The organism is Achromobacter sp. ACM05, assembly GCF_019218915.1.
In the GTDB taxonomy this organism is placed as follows: Bacteria; Pseudomonadota; Gammaproteobacteria; order Burkholderiales; family Burkholderiaceae_B; genus Achromobacter; species Achromobacter animicus.
Window position 1 is genome coordinate 347,164 of the sequence record NZ_JAHUWQ010000005.1, and the last position, 16,682, is coordinate 363,845.

The window sequence follows — 16,682 nt, forward strand, 5'->3', positions numbered from 1 at the left end:
ATAACGATTCTCGTTAATACAGGAACGGCAGTCTCGGACCAAAAGAAAAGGCGGCTCGCCAGGGAGCCACCTTTTGGCGTTGCTTACCAGCGATACCGCAAGCTGGCCTTGATGGAGCGCTGGTAGCCGAACCAGCACCACGATTCGCCGGAGCACGACGCGATGTACTCCTTGTCGAACAGGTTCTGCACGTTCAGCGCCACCTGCATGCCCTTGAGCGCGGGCGAGGCGCGGCCCAGGTCGTAGTCCAGCATCAGGTCCACCAGCGTGACCTTCGGCACCTTCAGCGTGTTGGCCTCGTTGGCATACGACGATCCGATGTAGCGCACGCCACCACCAACGCCCAGGCCGGCCAGCGGCCCTTCCTGAAGCTGGTAGCGCGCCCACGCCGACGCTTGCTGCGACGGCAGCGCGGCCGGAGTCTTGCCGGTCAGGTCGAAGCCGGCCGCATTCGGGTAGGCCTTGGTGTACTCGTTGTTCATGATCGAGTACGCGGCAATCAGCGACAGTCCGCGCATCGGCTCGGTCTTGGCTTCGAGCTCGATGCCCTGCGTGCGCAGTTCGCCCGCCTGGATCGAGCAGCGGCCGCCGGCCGTGCCGCACACGTGCGTCGGATCCGGATCGGTGGTCGTCATGTTCTCGCGGCGGATGTCGAACGCCGCGAACGTCAGCAACGTGGCCGAACCCGGCGGCTGGTACTTGATGCCCACCTCGTACTGCTTGCCCTCGATCGGCTTGAACGGCGTGTTGTTCCAGCCCGTGCCCGACTGCGGCTCGAAGGATTCCGAATAGCTGAAGTACGGCGCGACGCCATTGTCGAAGTTGTAGATGGCGCCGATCCGGCCCGAAAAGGCTTCTGCGTTCAGCTTGGACGGGGTGACACGGCCGGAAGCGATGGCGGTCGTTTCACCGACGTTGCGCGACCAGTCGTAGCGCCCGCCCAAGAGGAACGACAGGCGGTCGATCTTGATCTGGTCCTGAAAGTACACGCCCGTCTGGTACTGCGTGGTAGACGCGTCGCTGGAGAACGCCGGAACCGGAATGTTCTGGAAGTTGTCCGGGTTCTTCACGTACAGCGGGGGGGCCGAGCCAAAGCCCGACAGCGTGTCGGTCTTGACGTGCTGATAGTCGAAGCCCACCAGCACGTTGTGGCCGATCTTGCCCGTGTTGAACCGCGCCTGCAGGTTGTTGTCGATCGTCAGCGCGCCAACGTCCACGTCCGTCGCGATGGAGGCGCGCTGGTGATACAGGTAGGTCGGGTCGGTGTATCCGTAGTAGTTGGTCATCGCGCCGTAGACGCTGCGGTACTTGGCGTCCGAATGCGTCCAGCGCAGGCTTTGCGACGCCTTGAAGGTGTCGTTGAAGCGATGGTCCAGGATGTAGCCCAGCGAATAGCTCTTGCGGTCGCTCTTTTCGAAATTGGCGTCGCCATCGTAGTAATCGGCCGGCAGACGGAAAACGTCGGGCGCGCGCAGCAGCGTGCGCATCGCCGGCACGGCGCCGTACGAGCCCATGTCGGGATCGTGCTGGAAGTTGGTCAGGATGGTCAGCGACGTGTCCGCATTGGGCTTGTACGCGAACGCCGGCGACACGAAGTAGCGGCGCTCCTTGGTGTCCTGAACCTGGCCGTCAGACATGTAGCCCGAGCCCACCAGGCGGTACAGGTATTTGCCCTCTTCGTCGATGGGGCCGCCGAAGTCGAAGTTGGCGCGGCGGAAGTCGTAGTTGCCGACCTGCAGCTCCACTTCGCGCAGCGGCTCTTCCAGCGGACGCTTGCTGACCTGGTTCACTACGCCGCCCGGGCCGCCCTGCCCGTACATCACCGACGCCGGGCCCTTCAGGACGTCGACGCGCTCGAGGCGGAAGGCGTCGACCTGCGGCAGCGCATCGCGGCCGCCGAACACACGCAGCCCGTCCAGATAGGTGGACGCCGAGAACCCGCGCACGTTGAACTGGTCCAGGCGGGTCGCCGTGGCGCCGCGCGATTCGGTGGCAACGCCCGCCGTGTAGCGCAGCACCTGATTCAGCGTCTGCGCGCCCTGCTCGGTGATCTGCTCGCGCGTGACCACGGACACCGACTGCGGCGTCTCGATCAACGGGATGTCGGTCTTGGTGGCGCTGGCGCTGGCGGTGGCCACATAGCCCACCGTGGGCGCAAAGGCGCTGTCCGACATGCCCGTCACCGTCACCGGCGCGAGCGTGTGCGTGTCGCCCGTGGAGACCGGCGCGGGCGCCAGCGTCCAGGTGTTGCCCGACTGCGCGCGCGCCTGCAGGCCGCTGCCCGCCAGGATGCGCGAGAAGCCCGCGCCCACCGTGTAAGAACCATTCAACCCATCCGAATGCCGGCCGCGCACCAGCGCGGGGTCGAACGACAGCACCACCCCGGCGCTGCGCGCGAACTGGGTCAGCGCGTCGGCCAGCGGCCCTGCGGGAATCTGGTAGCTGCGCTGGCCATTGGCGGTGGCTTGCGCACCTGCGGCAGGCGCCGGCTGCGCCCAAGCCGCCGGCGCACCGGCAAACAGCGCCCCGGCGCAGGTCGCGGCCAGCACAGCTTTACGGCCGGCGGTCATCGGTGTGCGCAGGCGCGGGTGGATTGAAGCGGACACAAACATCTCCCTGTACGGTGGTTTCTTTCTGCTTTCCGTACGGGGATGCAAAACCTGCAATGCGCCGGCAAGAAAATTTGTAACTCAGGCGCCGGTGGGACCAACCTGCAGCCAGTACTGCGTGCGGCGCGTCACCGCGATGGGCAATGTGTGTTCCAGCGCCTTGAGCGCGCGCTCGGCGTCGTCCAGCGGAAACACGCCCGACAGCCGCAATGCCGCCACCGCAGGATCGACGCGGATCACGCCCACCCGCTGGCGCGCCAGGTGCTCGGCAAAATCGTCCAGCCGCCACTCCTTGGCCACCACCATCCCGTCCACCCATGCCAGGCGATCCGGGTCCGACGCGCCGCGGCGGACCTCGCCATCGTCGGCGTAGGCAAGCCGTTCACCGGCGCTCAGTTGCGTCAGCACGCCCTGGCGCAGCAGCGCGACGCTGCCTTCATATACGCCCACGCGCGAACCCTCCGCCGTGCGCCGCAGGTCAAACCGCGCGCGCTCGGCCCGCAGTTCGCCGTAGCCGGTATCCACGCGCAGCGCCTGCACGCCGGGGCGCGGCTCGGCCTGCACCAGCATCTCGCCACGCAGGAGATCGATGTCGCGCGCGCTGCCGCTGACGTTGACGCGCACCGCGGTATCGCTGTTCAACGTAACGCGCAGCCCGTCCGCCAGCGCCAGCGCACGACGCTCGCCCACGCCCGTGCTGTAGTCGGCGACCAGCCGTTGCCACGGGGCATGGCGGTAGCCCGCCCACCCGGTGGCAGCGATGCCCGCGCCGGCCAGCAGACAGCGCAGCGCGGCGCGCCGGCCGTGCGAGGCAGGCGCATTCAGCGCCGTGTGCGCCAGGGCCGCCGGCACGCGGCGCGCATTGCGGCCGATGTCCTGCAGCCGATCCCACGCCACGCGGTGCGCGGGGTCCTGGGCCAACCAGGACCGGCAGGATTCGTGGTCGCGCGCATCGTCAATGCCCGATTGCAGGCGCGCCCACCACGCAATGGCCTCGCGCACCACGGCATCGGACGGGCGGGCGTCCACAGGCGCGCCGTTGGCCGCGTCAGGCATGGATCGCCGCATAGCAGGCGGACATTGCGCGCACCATGTACTGCTGCACCGAACTCAGCGACACATCGAGGCGTTCGGCGATCTCGGGATACGTCAGGCCATCCAGCTGCGACAAGAGGAAGGCCGCGCGGGCCTTGGGCGGCAGCCCGTCCAGCAGGCGATCCAGCTGAACCAGCGCCTGCAGTTGCTCGGCCTGCGCCTCGGGCGATGGCGCATAGGATTCGGGAACGGTGGCCAGATAGGCCAGATACGCATGCTCCAGCGCGGCATGCCGCTGGTGATCGACCACCAGGCCTTTTGCAATGGTGGTGAGCAGCGCGCGCGCCTCGCTGGCGCGCACCTGCTTGCGGCCCTGGATCACCCGGACAAAGACGTCCTGGGCCAGGTCTTCCGCGCGGTGTTCGCAACCCAGCTTGCGGCGCAGCCACCCGAACAGCCACGGGCGATGATCGCGATACAGGCCATCGACAGGCGCGACCTGGGCGTCGACGCACGGGGCCGATGAGGAAAGCGAGGTGGAAGACACGGTTGAGACTGCGGCGCTGAACCAAAAGTCCCAAAATCTTAATTGATAATGACTTGCATTAACAATGATTGCGCCCCCGTGCCCTCGAAATGAGGGCGGGATGAGGCTTTACTACAACGTCACGGCCAACCGGCGTTCGGATTCCAGGTATTCGCGCGACTGCATTTCCAGAATGCGCGACACCGTCCGATGGAACTCGTTGGCCAGCGCGCCTTCCGTGTAGATCTCTTCAGGTTCGCACTCGGCCGACATGATGAGCTTGACGCGGTGGTCGTAGAACACGTCGATCAGCCAGGTGAAGCGGCGCGCCTCGGACGCCTGGCGCGGCCCCATGCGCGGCACGCCCGACAGGATCACGGCGTGGAAGCGGTTGGCCAGTTCCAGGTAATCGTTCTGCGAACGCGGACCGCCGCACAGCGTGGCAAAGTCGAACCACACGACCGACCCGCCCAGCGCCAGCGCGCGGATCTCGCGGTGCTCGATGTGCAGCACCGGATCCTGCGGCGGCGTGTCGGCCAGCGCATCGAAGGCCGCCTGCAGCGCCTTCTGCGCGTTCTCGTCCAGCGGCGTGTGATAGCTCTGCACCTGCTCCAGCGAGCGGCGGCGGTAATCAATACCCGCATCCACGTTCATGACATCCATGCGCGACTGGATCAGCGCAATGGCGGGCAGCACGCGGTCGCGGTGCAGACCATCGGTGTACAGCGTGGACGGTTCGTAGTTGGACGTCATCACGAAGGACGTGCCGTATTCGAACAGCTTGAGCAGCAGGCGGTGCAGGATCATCGCGTCCGCCACATCGGACACGTGGAATTCGTCAAAGCAAATCAGCCGGTAACGCTTGGCCACGCGCTTGGCGACCTCGTCCAGCGGATCCTGCATGCCCTTCACTTCCTCGAGTTCGCGGTGCACGCCGCGCATGAACTCATGAAAGTGCAGACGCGTCTTGCGCACGACGGGCACCGTGGCATAGAAGGCGTCCATCAGGAAGCTCTTGCCGCGGCCCACGCCGCCCCACAGGTACACGCCGCGCGGCACGTCGGGACGGTTCAGCAGCTTTTTCAGCGCATTCGAGCGCATCGACTTGAACTTGACCCATTCGTCGTAATAGCGCTGCAAGCGGTCGATCGCCTTCTTCTGCGCGTCGTCGGGCTTGTAGCCGCGTTCGGCCAATGCGTGTTCGTAGTAGTCGCTGACATTCATAGGGGAACCGGATCAAGCTGAAGGGAGTAAAGAAAAGGGCGGGTCCTGGAACCCGCCCCCGGTCTTGCAGAAGTCAGACGCGGCTTAGAAGTTCAGCGCGCGCTTGTCCACGGCCAGAGCGGCTTCCTTCACGGCTTCCGACAGGGTCGGGTGCGCGTGGCAGATGCGGGCGATGTCTTCGGCGGCGCCGCGGAATTCCATGATGGTCACGGCTTCCGAGATCAGTTCCGAGGCCATCGGGCCCACGATGTGCACGCCCAGGACTTCGTCGGTCTTGGCATCGGCGATCACCTTGGCAAAGCCGGTGGTGTCGCCCAGCGCGCGGGCGCGGCCGTTGGCCAGGAACGGGAAGCTGCCGGCCTTGTACTCGCGGCCTTCGGCCTTGAGCTGCTGCTCGGTCTTGCCGACCCAGGCGATTTCCGGCGAGGTGTAGATGACCCACGGCACGGTGTCGAAGTTGACGTGACCGTGTTGGCCGGCGATACGCTCGGCAACCGCCACGCCTTCTTCTTCGGCCTTGTGCGCCAGCATCGGGCCGCGCACCACGTCGCCCACTGCCCAGACGTTCGGCAGGTTGGTCTTGCAGTCGCCGTCGACGGCCACGAAGCCGCGCTCGTCAAGCTTCAGGCCCACGGCGTCGGCGTTCAGACCGCCGGTGTAGGGCACGCGGCCGATCGAGACGATCAGCTTGTCCACGACCAGCTTCTGCTCGGCGCCCTTGGCGTCGACGTAGGGCACGGTCACCGACTTGGCGGTCGCCTTGATCTCACCGATCTTGACGCCCATCTGGATGTTCAGGCCTTGCTTGGTGAAAGCCTTGAGGGCTTCCTTGGCCACTTGCCCGTCGGCGGCGGCCAGGAATTCCGGCATCGCTTCCAGGATCGTGACTTCGGAACCCAGGCGGCGCCACACGCTGCCCATTTCCAGGCCGATCACGCCGGCGCCGATGACGCCCAGCGTCTTGGGCACGGCGCCGATGTTCAGTGCGCCGTCGTTGGACAGCACGACCTTTTCGTCGAACGGCAGGCCGGGCAGTTCACGCGCCGACGAGCCGGTGGCGACCACGACGTGCTTGGCAACCAGGTCTTCCTCGGCGGTGCCGGTGACCTTGATGGCCCAGCCGCCTTCCACCTGGCCGCTGAACGCGCCCTTGCCGTGGAAGAACGTGACCTTGTTCTTCTTGAACAGGTACAGGATGCCGTCGTTGTTCTGCTTGACCACCGTGTTCTTGCGGCCGATCAGCGTGTCGAGCTTCAGGCTGACGCCCTTGACTTCGATGCCGTGCTCGGCGAAGTGGTGGTTGGCTTGTTCGAAGTGTTCGGACGATTGCAGCAGCGCCTTGGACGGGATGCAGCCGACGTTGGTGCAGGTGCCGCCGGGAGCCGGGCCGCCTTGGCCGTTTTGCCAGGCGTCGATGCAAGCGACCGACATGCCGAGCTGCGCGGCGCGGATGGCGGCGATGTAGCCGCCGGGGCCTGCGCCGATCACGACGACGTCAAATTGTTTGGACATAGTGTTCTCGCGAATGAGGGATGAAGAAGCGCACTTCCTGCCCAGCGCAGTCGGGCTGCGGGCCGGCGGGGAGCCGGCCCGGGCGCCGCGCGACCAGCAGGTCGGGCGCGGCGCCGGTCAGGGGCGTCGAGATTACAGGTCCAGCAACAGGCGCTGCGGATCTTCCAGGGCGTCCTTCATGGCGACCAGGCCCAGCACGGCTTCGCGGCCGTCGATGATGCGGTGGTCGTAGGACAGGGCCAGGTAGTTCATCGGGCGGATGACGATCTGGCCGTTTTCGACGACGGCGCGATCCTTGGTGGCGTGCACGCCCAGGATGGCCGATTGCGGCGGGTTGATGATCGGGGTCGACAGCATCGAGCCGAACACGCCACCGTTGGAGATCGAGAACGTGCCGCCGGTCATTTCTTCAATGCCCAGCTTGCCGTCAGCAGCGCGGCGGCCGAAGTCGGCGATGGTCTTTTCGATGTCGGCGATGGACAGCTGGTCGGCGTTGCGCAGGATCGGCACCACCAGGCCACGCGGGCTGCCGACAGCGATACCGATGTCGAAGTAGCCGTGGTAGATGATGTCCTTGCCGTCGATCGAGGCGTTGATCAGCGGGTACTTCTTCAGCGCGGCAACGGCGGCCTTGACGAAGAACGACATGAAGCCCAGCTTGATGCCGTGTTCCTTTTCGAACTTGTCCTTGTACTTGGCGCGCAGGTCGATCACGGCCTGCATGTTGACTTCGTTGAACGTCGTCAGGATGGCGTTTTCTTGCTGCGATTGCAGCAGACGTTCGGCGATGCGGGCGCGCAGGCGGCTCATCGGCACGCGCTGTTCCGGACGGCCATCCAGCGACAGCGTGGTCGGGGCGGGCGCGGCGGCGGCCTTGGCCGGTGCGGCCTTGGCGGGAGCGCTGGCGGCCAGGGCGTCGCCCTTGGTCACGCGGCCGTCACGGCCCGAACCCGCCACGGAAGCGGCGTCAACGCCCTTCTCGGCCAGGATCTTCGAGGCGGCGGGCGAAGCGACGCCGGCGGCGGCCGTCGAGGCCGGTGCAGCAGCGGCGGGCGCGGGAGCAGCAGCGGCTTGCTCGGCGGCCTTCGGGGCTTCAGCCGGCGCGGTGGCGGCGGCGCCAGCCTTGGCGGCGGTGTCGATGCGGGCCAGCACTTCGCCCGAGGTCACGGTGCTGCCATCGCCCTTGACGATTTCGGCCAGCACGCCCGAGGCGGGGGCCGGCACTTCCAGCACGACCTTGTCGGTTTCGACTTCGATCAGGATTTCGTCGGCTTCAACGGCAGCGCCCGGCTGCTTCTTCCAGGTCAGCAGGGTCGCTTCGGAAACGGATTCGGAAAGTTGGGGAACGACGACGTCGGTAATAGCCATTTTGTTTATTCCGTAGAGAGTATGTTCTTGTCACGCGGCGCGGCAAGGTTCGAAACGGGGTTCCGGAACGCTTGCCGCCCGCGGCGCGTGCATCAAGTAAAGGTTACTTCGTCAACATGACCTTGAACTTGGGCGCGAAGGCCGTTTCGATCAGGGCCTTCTGCTGCTCCTGGTGCTTGGCCAGGTAGCCCACGGCCGGCGATGCCGACGCGGCACGGCCTGCGTAGCCAAGCTTCTGGCCTTCGACCATGTTCTCGTACACGTGATGCTGAACGTAGAACCAGGGGCCTTGGTTCTGGGGTTCGTCTTGCACCCAGATCACTTCGGTCGCCTTGGAGTACTTGCGCAGTTCGGCTTCGAACGACTTGTGCGCAAACGGATACAGCTGCTCGACGCGGATGATGGCGACGTTGTCGGCGCCACGCTCGCGGCGGGCGTTGACCAGGTCGTAGTACACCTTGCCCGAGCAAGCCAGCACGCGCTTGACCTTGCTGGCGTCGATGGCCTCGTCGACCTCGCCGATGACCGGGCGGAAGCTGCCGCCGGCCAGATCGGTCAGGGGCGAACCGGCGTCCTTGTTGCGCAGCAGCGACTTCGGCGTGAACAACACCAGCGGCTTGCGGAACGGGCGGATCATCTGGCGGCGCAGAACGTGGAAGATCTGCGAAGCCGAGGTCGGCTGAACCACTTGCATGTTGTTGTCGGCGCACAGCTGCAGGAAGCGCTCGATGCGGCCCGACGAGTGCTCGGGACCCTGGCCTTCGTAGCCGTGCGGCAGCATCAGCGTCAGGCCCGACTGGCGGCCCCACTTGGCTTCGCCGGAGCTGATGAACTGGTCGATGACGACCTGGGCGCCGTTGACGAAGTCGCCGAACTGGCCTTCCCAGATGACCAGCGTGTTGGGTTCGGCGCTGGAGAAGCCGTATTCAAAGCCCAGCACCGCCTCTTCGGACAGCACGGAGTCGATGACGGTGAACGGCGCCTGGCCTTCCGACACGTTCTGCAGCGGAATGTAGGTGCCGTCGTTCCAGCGTTCGCGGTTCTGGTCGTGCAGCACGGCGTGGCGGTGCGTGAACGTGCCGCGGCCCGAATCCTGGCCGGTGATGCGGATGGCGTAGCCCGAGGACACCAGGGTCGCGAAGGCGAGGTGTTCGCCCATGCCCCAGTCCAGGTTCATTTCGCCCTTGGCCATGGTGCGGCGGTCGTTCAGCAGCTTGGCGACCAGCGGGTGCACCGTGAAGCCTTCCGGCACGGTGGTGATGCGTTCGCCGATGCGCTTGAGTTCAGCCAGCGGCACGGCGGTGTCGGCCTGGTCGGTCCACTTGGCGCCCAGGAACGGCGACCAGTCGATGGCGTACTTGCTCTTGTAGTCGGTCAGCACCGGTTCGATGGTGCGCTGGCCGTCTTCCATGAGCTGGCGGTAGTCCTTGACCAGCTGATCGGCTTCGCCGTCGGCCAGCACGCCTTGCGTGGTCAGCTTGTCGGCGTACAGCTTGCGCGTGCCGGGGTGGTGGCCGATGCGCTTGTACATCAGGGGCTGCGTCAGCGACGGGGTGTCCTGCTCGTTGTGGCCCAGCTTGCGGAAGCAGACGATGTCCACGACGACGTCGTGGCGGAACTGCAGACGGTAGTCCAGCGCCAGCTTGGTGACGAACACCACGGCTTCGGGATCGTCGCCGTTGACGTGGAACACCGGGGCTTCGATCATCTTGACCACGTCGGTGCAATACAGCGTCGAACGCGAGTCACGCGGGTCGGACGTGGTGAAGCCGATCTGGTTGTTGATGACGATGTGCAGCGTGCCGCCCGTACCGTAGCCGCGCGTCTGCGCCAGGTTCAGGGTTTCCATCACGACGCCCTGGCCGGCAAAGGCCGCGTCGCCGTGCACCAGCACCGGCAGCACTTGCTTGCCTTCGGTATCGCCGCGGCGTTCCTGGCGGGCGCGTGCGCTGCCTTCGACGACGGGGTTGACGATTTCAAGGTGCGACGGGTTGAACGCCAGCGACAGGTGGACGGGGCCGCCGCGCGTGGACAGGTCGCTCGAGAAGCCGTTGTGGTACTTCACGTCGCCGTCGGTCAGGCCTTCGGCGTGCTTGCCTTCGAACTCGGCGAACAGGTCGCCGGGCATCTTGCCCATGATGTTCACGAGCAGGTTCAGGCGGCCGCGGTGGGCCATGCCGACCACGATTTCCTGGACGCCGTTTTCACCGGCGTGGTTGACCACTTCGTCCATCGAGGCGATGAAGCTTTCGCCGCCTTCCAGCGAGAAGCGCTTCTGGCCGACGTACTTGGTGTGCAGGAAGCGTTCCAGGCCTTCGGACTCAGTCAGCTGCTGAAGGATGTGGCGCTTTTCTTCCGCGGTGTACGTGGGCGCGCCCAGCGTGGTTTCCAGGCGTTCCTGGATCCAGCGCTTGGCGGCGGGGTCGGAGATGTGGGTGAATTCTGCACCGATGCTGCGGCAGTAGGTGTCGCGCAGCGCCTTCAGGATGTCGCGCAGCGTCATCGTGCTGGCGGTCGTGAAGTAGGTGTTGGTGGCCGAGTACGTCTGGTCCAGATCGGCTTCGGTCAGGCCGTAGAAGGCGGGATCGAGCTCGGGGATCGGCGGACGTTCCTGGCGCTTGAGCGGATCGAGGTCGGCCCAGCGCGAACCCAGCGAACGGTAGGCGGCAATCAGCGATTGCACCGAAACCTGCTTGCTGGCCACGCTCAGGTCGGGTTCGGCGCAGCGTTGCACGAAGGCATTGGCCTTGGCGCGCTGGGCGAACGATTCGACGATGGGAGCGTGGGCCTGGTCGCGAGTGGATTCCTGGCCGTCGGTTGCGGGAGCGTGCTGCAATTGGTCGAAATATTCGCGCCAGTTGTCAGGTACCGAACCGGGGTTATCGAGGTAGGCTTCGTAAAGCTCCTCGACATACGGGGCATTACCCCCAAAGAGGTAAGACGTGGATAGAGATTCTATTTCCGAAGACATATCGCTTCACCTTTACGAGTGCTTCACTCGAGACGATGCAGGAAAACCTTCCGCGACACGGGCTTCCCGTTAGGCGGATAGCAGGGGCAGAAGGCGCGTACAAGCCTTGAAAGCCTATGGTCGAGAAGTATAACCCTTTGAGTTTATGGGTGTCTTCCTGCATTTCTGTGACGCAAAAGGCCTTTCGGAATGCTGTCATGCGGCAACGGAATGTCCGTCCAACCCCTTCTATTGCACCGTCTACGCGCCACCAAAATCCGTCAATGCAAAATGCGGCAGCGCGTCATTTCAAATAACAGAAAAGATGAGTGTTGCGTTTACGCGTCGTCAAACCGGCAGCGCGGTGGTCGACATGATCTCTTTGAGCACGAAAAAAGTACGAATCTGGCGTACGCCAGGCAGCTTGATGATCTCGCCCGCATGCAGCTTGTTGAAGCGTTCCAGGTCCCGGATACGCAACATCAGGAAATAGTCGAATTCGCCCGCCACCAGATGGCATTCCAGGCAACCGCTGATGCCCTTGGCCGCTTCCTCGAAGTCTGTGAATGAATCGGGCGTCGAGCGATCCAGCACCACGCCAACGATGACCAGCGTGGCCATGTCGACGTCAGCGGGCTCCAGCAACGCGACCGTCTTTCGGATGACGCCTTCGCTCTTCAGCCGTTCCACGCGCCGCAGGCACGCTGCCGGGCTCAGATGCACCCGGGCGCTCAAGTCCAGATTGGTGATCTGCGCATCGTCCTGAAGAATGCGCAGGATCTGGCGGTCGATGCGGTCCAGCGTGAAAACGGCGGTCATGGATAGCGTCCCTAAAAATTTAATTTCGCCGGTCTTTTTGTTTTGCAAATATTAGATCGATTAATCGGGATAAACGACCTTTCGATTTGGCGGATTAAAAAAATACGCAATTGACCCCTCAACCCCATGATTTCTATGATTTTTGCGAACCCCGCCGCAACGCCGGGCCCGCCAGAATCACCAGGAGCCACCATGGATCTGCAACGTTTTCCCCGTCATCGCCTGACCTTTGGCGATACCCCGATCGAAAAGCTGGAGCGCTTGTCGCAGCATCTGGGCGGCAAGGTCGAGATCTACGCCAAGCGTGAGGACTGCAACAGCGGCCTCGCCTTCGGCGGCAACAAGCTGCGCAAGCTCGAATACCTGATTCCGCAGGCGCTGGAACAAGGCTGCGACACGCTCGTCACGATTGGCGGCATCCAGTCCAATCACACGCGGATGGTCGCGGCGGTGGCCGCCAAACTGGGGTTGGCCTGCGTGCTGGTCCAGGAGAACTGGGTGGACTATTCCGATGCGGTCTACGACCGCGTCGGCAACATCATGATGAGCCGCCTCATGGGTGCGGACGTGCGGCTGGTCGATCAGGGCTTTGACATCGGCTTTCGCCGCAGTTGGGAAGAGGCGCTGGAAGAAGTGAAACGCCGCGGCGGCAAGCCCTATGCGATTCCGGCGGGCGCGTCCGATCACGAATTAGGCGGGCTGGGCTATGTAGGCTTTGCCGAAGAAGTGCGCCGCCAGGAAGCCGAGCTGGGATTCAAATTCGACTACATCGTCGTGTGCGCGGTCACGGGCAGCACGCAGGCCGGCATGGTGGTGGGCTTTGCGGCCGACGGCCGCGCCGATCGCGTCATCGGCATCGATGCGTCCGCCACGCCGGACCAAACCCGCGCGCAGGTCCTGCGCATCGCGCGGCGCACCGCCGACCTCGTCGGCTTGGGCAAACCCATCGAAGACAAGGACGTGGTGCTGGACACGCGCTACGCCTATCCGGCATATGGCCTGCCCTCAGCCGAAACCAACGACGCCATCCGCACGTGCGCCCGTCTCGAAGGCATGATGACCGACCCCGTGTACGAAGGAAAATCCATGCAGGGAATGATGGACATCATCCGCAAAGGCGAAATTCCCGCCGGCTCGAAGGTCCTGTATGCGCACCTGGGAGGGGTGCCGGCGATCAACGCCTACAGCTTTCTCTACCGCAACGGATAGCGGCGGATTCGGCGTCACGGGGTGGCCTTGCGGGGACTTGCGTTGACATTGCAGCCCTGCCCGCCCGCCATGGGAAACCCATGGCGGCGCGCCGCTGCCGCCACGATCAGCGTCGCCGCCAGCAACAGCACCAGCGCGGGCGCAAAGGCGGCGACGCCCACGCCTTCGAGCAGGAGGCCGCCGATGACACCGCCGCCCGCGATCGCCAGATTCCAGGCCGTGACCAGCATCGACTGCGCCACATCGGCCGACTCGCCCGCGGTCTTGGCCAGCGCAGTCTGGAACAGCGTCGGCGCCCCGCCAAACGCCAGGCCCCATGCCGCCACCGCCGTGACCACCACGGCCGGATCATTGCCGCTGAAGCCCAAGACCAATGCCGACAACGCGAACAGCACCGTGCTGGCCAGCGTCATCACGCGCAGGTGGCTGTCGATCAGAACGCCGATGACCCAGAGCCCGATCAACGACGACAGACCGAACACCAGCAACATCACGTCCGTGCGGTCCTCCATACCGCGCGCCGCCAGGAACGGCGCGATGTAGGTATAGAGAATGTTGTGCGCCAGGACGAATGCAAACACCACGAACAGCACCGCGCGCACGCCCGGCAGGGTGAAGACGCGGCGCAGCGGCGCGCGCTTGCCCGCAGCCTGGCCCGCAAAGTCCGGCACCTGGATGCGCACCCACGCCATCAGGATCAGCGCCAGCGCGCTCATGATGCCGAAACACCAGCGCCATCCCACCACGTTGCCCAGGAAGGTGCCCGCCGGCACGCCCAGCGACAACGCCAACGGCGTGCCCACCATCGCGATGGCGATGGCCCGCCCTTTCTGATGCTCCGGCACCATGCGCGCAGCGTAGCCCGCGGCCAGCGCCCACAGCAGCCCGGCGGACACGCCGGCGACGAAACGCGCCGCCATCGTCAGCGCATAGCTGGCGGACACCGTCGTGATGGTGTTGGCGATGACGAAGCCGGCGATCGCGGCCAGCAGCAACGGGCGGCGGCGCACGCCTCGCGTCGCGGCGGTCAACGGTATCGCCGCCGCCAGCGAACCGATCGCGTAGATCGTCACCAGCTGTCCGGCCATCGCTTCGGAAATAGCCAGCCCCGCGCTGATCTGCGGCAACAGGCCGGCCGGCAGGGCTTCCGTCAGGATCGTGACGAAACCGGCCAGCGCCAGGGCCAGCAGTGCTGCAATGGGAAGACGCGCCTCGCGCGCGCCGGGGCCGGAGGCCGCCGCCTGATCACCTGCCATGTTCTGCCTTTTGATTGGCCGGCGGCGGGTGGAAATCCCCGACGCCGGCACGTGTTGTGGGAAGGCAGCCATGTTGGCGGCAAGTGCAGTCCGGGACAATAATGCCGGTGTTCAAAACATATCGGACAAATTGTCCTGAATCGCATCATGGTTGAATCGCTCAGCGCCATTGCCGCCTTCGTGCAAGCCGCCGAAATGCGCAGTTATTCCGAAGCCGCCCGCCATCTGGACGTGTCGGCGTCGGCGGTGGGCAAGAGCGTCTGCCGGCTTGAAACACGCCTGGGCGTGCGCCTGCTCCATCGCAGCACGCGCAGCATCACCTTGACCGCCGAAGGCGCCGTTTTCCTGGAACGTTGCCGGCGCATCCTGTGCGAGCTCGAGTCCGCCGAACTCGAACTCTCCAAAACGCGCCAGGCGCCGCAAGGCCGATTGCGCATCAGCCTTCCGCTCGTCGGCATGCTGGTCATGCCGGCGTTGACCGCATTCATGCACCGCTATCCCGCGATCGAACTGGACGTGGATTTTTCAGATCGTCTGGTGGACGTCATCAACGAAGGCTTCGACATCGTGATGCGCACGGGCGAGCCGACGGACTCGCGGCTGGTGTCGCGCCCGGTCGGCAACTATCGTCTGCTGCTTGTCGCCGCGCCGGGTTACCTGGCCAGCCGCGGCACGCCGCGCAGTCCGGCCGACCTGCTGCATCACGCCTGCCTGCAGCACCGATTCCCCAGCACCGGCAAGCTTGAACCGTGGCCGCTGAAGCGCGACGCAGGCATGCCCGAATGGACAGTGCCCGCGTCGATGGTGTGCAACACGTCTGCGGCCCTCCTGGATGTGGCAGTCGCAGGCCTGGGCATCGCGTGCCTGCCCGATTTTCTGGTGCGGCCTGCCTTGCAGCGTGGCGAACTGGTTTCGGTGCTGGACGCCCATGTCGAACACCAAGGCACATTCCGGCTGCTGTGGGCGTCCAGCAAGCATCTGGCGCCCAAGCTACGGGTATTTATCGACTTCATGGGCGAGGAATTGTTCAAGGAGCGCGACGCCGCGCCAGTATGAAAACCGCGGCGTAGGGCATTCGCCGATGGCCGGCGGCTGGTATTTGATGTACATACTTTGTATACATGATCAGACCCGCGTCATCACGCGACCGATCATCCCCCTTCTTGCGACCGCCGATGCCCCTCTACGACACCACGCTGCTCTACCCCCGCGACCTCGTCGGCTACGGACGCAATCCGCCGCACGCGCAGTGGCCGGGCAACGCGCGGATCGCCGTGCAGTTCGTGCTGAACTACGAAGAAGGCGGCGAAAACAGCGTGCTGCATGGCGACGCCGGCTCCGAGCAATTCCTGTCCGAGATGTTCAACCCCGCCAGCTATCCGAACCGCCATCTCAGCATGGAAAGCATCTACGAATACGGGTCACGAGCGGGCGTGTGGCGCATTCTGCGTGAATTCGAAAAGCGGCAACTGCCGCTGACGGTGTTCGGCGTGGGCATGGCCCTGCAACGCCACCCCGACCTGACGGCTGCCTTCGTGGAACTGGGCCATGAGATCGCCTGCCACGGCTGGCGCTGGGTCCATTACCAGGACGTGGACGAGGCCACCGAACGCGAGCACATGCGGCTGGCCATCGACGCCATCACCACGCTGACCGGCACGCGCCCGCTGGGCTGGTACACCGGACGCGACAGCCCGCGCACGCGCAGGCTGGTCGCCGACGACGGCGGATTCGAATACGACAGCGATTACTACGGCGACGACCTGCCCTTCTGGATGCAGGTCCGCAAGACCGATGGCTCGACCGCGCCGCAGCTCATCGTGCCCTACACGCTGGACTGCAACGACATGCGCTTTGCGCTGCCGCAGGGCTATTCGCACGCCGATCCCTTCTTCCAGTACCTGAAAGACAGCTTCGACGCGCTCTATGCCGAAGGCACCGAGGCGCCAAAGATGCTCAGCATCGGCATGCACTGCCGCCTGCTGGGCCGCCCCGGACGCATCGTCGCCCTGCAACGCTTTCTGGATCACATCGCGCGCCACGACCGCGTCTGGATCTGCCGCCGGCTGGACATCGCGCGTCACTGGAAAGCCACGCACCCCTACACCCCCGACCGTTGAACAGGACGACCATGACCAACAATCTGAACGATCCGAACGCCGAGCCGAGCCCGC

The 16,682-nt window shown here is 65.0% G+C and carries 12 protein-coding genes; 3 read left to right on the forward strand and 9 right to left on the reverse strand.

Translation table 11 applies throughout. From position 1 onward, the window contains the following. Positions 1 to 83: 83 nt before the first annotated feature. The 8 genes from KW836_RS26315 to KW836_RS26350 all read right to left on the reverse strand — a co-directional run bounded on the left by KW836_RS26315 (position 84) and on the right by KW836_RS26350 (position 12,043). Positions 84 to 2,612, reverse strand: coding sequence for a TonB-dependent siderophore receptor (locus tag KW836_RS26315; RefSeq protein WP_218345177.1), 2,529 nt, complete (start codon positions 2,610 to 2,612; stop codon positions 84 to 86). A gap of 78 nt (positions 2,613 to 2,690) precedes the next feature. Beyond that, positions 2,691 to 3,665 carry a FecR domain-containing protein gene (locus tag KW836_RS26320; protein ID WP_218345178.1) on the reverse strand — a complete coding sequence of 325 codons (975 nt, stop codon included), beginning with the start codon at positions 3,663 to 3,665 and terminating at the stop codon, positions 2,691 to 2,693. Further along, positions 3,658 to 4,191, reverse strand: a complete 534-nt coding sequence (locus KW836_RS26325; protein WP_218345179.1) for a sigma-70 family RNA polymerase sigma factor — start codon at positions 4,189 to 4,191, stop codon at positions 3,658 to 3,660. Before KW836_RS26325 ends, KW836_RS26320 begins: the two co-directional genes overlap by 8 nt. Positions 4,192 to 4,302: 111 nt before the next feature. Beyond that, positions 4,303 to 5,394, reverse strand: a complete 1,092-nt coding sequence (gene zapE, locus KW836_RS26330) for a cell division protein ZapE (RefSeq protein ID WP_105237867.1) — start codon at positions 5,392 to 5,394, stop codon at positions 4,303 to 4,305. A gap of 84 nt (positions 5,395 to 5,478) precedes the next feature. Then, a complete protein-coding gene (lpdA, locus tag KW836_RS26335) occupies positions 5,479 to 6,906 on the reverse strand; it encodes a dihydrolipoyl dehydrogenase (protein WP_056567795.1) in 1,428 nt (475 codons plus the stop codon). Between the two features lie 132 nt (positions 6,907 to 7,038). Beyond that, positions 7,039 to 8,274, reverse strand: a complete 1,236-nt coding sequence (gene odhB / locus KW836_RS26340; RefSeq protein WP_191576692.1) for a 2-oxoglutarate dehydrogenase complex dihydrolipoyllysine-residue succinyltransferase — start codon at positions 8,272 to 8,274, stop codon at positions 7,039 to 7,041. A 103-nt stretch (positions 8,275 to 8,377) separates the two neighbouring features. Further along, positions 8,378 to 11,245, reverse strand: a complete 2,868-nt coding sequence (locus KW836_RS26345; protein ID WP_218345180.1) for a 2-oxoglutarate dehydrogenase E1 component — start codon at positions 11,243 to 11,245, stop codon at positions 8,378 to 8,380. A 327-nt stretch (positions 11,246 to 11,572) separates the two neighbouring features. Continuing rightward, positions 11,573 to 12,043, reverse strand: coding sequence for an Lrp/AsnC family transcriptional regulator (locus tag KW836_RS26350; RefSeq protein ID WP_056567804.1), 471 nt, complete (start codon positions 12,041 to 12,043; stop codon positions 11,573 to 11,575). Between the two features lie 192 nt (positions 12,044 to 12,235). Here KW836_RS26350 and KW836_RS26355 point away from each other — a divergent pair, with 192 nt between their 5' ends. After that, on the forward strand, positions 12,236 to 13,252 hold the full coding sequence (locus KW836_RS26355; protein WP_218345181.1) for a 1-aminocyclopropane-1-carboxylate deaminase: 1,017 nt from the start codon (positions 12,236 to 12,238) through the stop codon (positions 13,250 to 13,252). A gap of 14 nt (positions 13,253 to 13,266) precedes the next feature. Here the strand turns inward: KW836_RS26355 and KW836_RS26360 are convergent, their stop codons facing one another. Then, complete coding sequence (locus KW836_RS26360; RefSeq protein ID WP_218345182.1) at positions 13,267 to 14,508, reverse strand: MFS transporter; 1,242 nt, start codon at positions 14,506 to 14,508, stop codon at positions 13,267 to 13,269. A 147-nt stretch (positions 14,509 to 14,655) separates the two neighbouring features. Between KW836_RS26360 and KW836_RS26365 the strand changes: the two genes are divergently transcribed. Further along, on the forward strand, positions 14,656 to 15,564 hold the full coding sequence (locus KW836_RS26365) for a LysR family transcriptional regulator (protein WP_218345183.1): 909 nt from the start codon (positions 14,656 to 14,658) through the stop codon (positions 15,562 to 15,564). A 119-nt stretch (positions 15,565 to 15,683) separates the two neighbouring features. Further along, a complete protein-coding gene (gene puuE, locus KW836_RS26370; protein WP_218345184.1) occupies positions 15,684 to 16,628 on the forward strand; it encodes an allantoinase PuuE in 945 nt (314 codons plus the stop codon). Positions 16,629 to 16,682 lie beyond the last annotated feature (54 nt).

What these genes read in the sequence shown, in the direction of transcription:
- KW836_RS26315 (WP_218345177.1), bottom strand. Translation starts at nt 2,612, where the DNA reads ATGTTTGTGTCCGCTTCAATCCACCCGCGCCTGCGCACACCGATGACC.
- KW836_RS26320 (WP_218345178.1), bottom strand. Translation starts at nt 3,665, where the DNA reads ATGCCTGACGCGGCCAACGGCGCGCCTGTGGACGCCCGCCCGTCCGAT.
- zapE (WP_105237867.1), bottom strand. Translation starts at nt 5,394, where the DNA reads ATGAATGTCAGCGACTACTACGAACACGCATTGGCCGAACGCGGCTAC.
- lpdA (WP_056567795.1), bottom strand. Translation starts at nt 6,906, where the DNA reads ATGTCCAAACAATTTGACGTCGTCGTGATCGGCGCAGGCCCCGGCGGC.
- odhB (WP_191576692.1), bottom strand. Translation starts at nt 8,274, where the DNA reads ATGGCTATTACCGACGTCGTCGTTCCCCAACTTTCCGAATCCGTTTCC.
- KW836_RS26345 (WP_218345180.1), bottom strand. Translation starts at nt 11,245, where the DNA reads ATGTCTTCGGAAATAGAATCTCTATCCACGTCTTACCTCTTTGGGGGT.
- KW836_RS26350 (WP_056567804.1), bottom strand. Translation starts at nt 12,043, where the DNA reads ATGACCGCCGTTTTCACGCTGGACCGCATCGACCGCCAGATCCTGCGC.
- KW836_RS26355 (WP_218345181.1), top strand. Translation starts at nt 12,236, where the DNA reads ATGGATCTGCAACGTTTTCCCCGTCATCGCCTGACCTTTGGCGATACC.
- KW836_RS26360 (WP_218345182.1), bottom strand. Translation starts at nt 14,508, where the DNA reads ATGGCAGGTGATCAGGCGGCGGCCTCCGGCCCCGGCGCGCGCGAGGCG.
- KW836_RS26365 (WP_218345183.1), top strand. Translation starts at nt 14,656, where the DNA reads ATGGTTGAATCGCTCAGCGCCATTGCCGCCTTCGTGCAAGCCGCCGAA.
- puuE (WP_218345184.1), top strand. Translation starts at nt 15,684, where the DNA reads ATGCCCCTCTACGACACCACGCTGCTCTACCCCCGCGACCTCGTCGGC.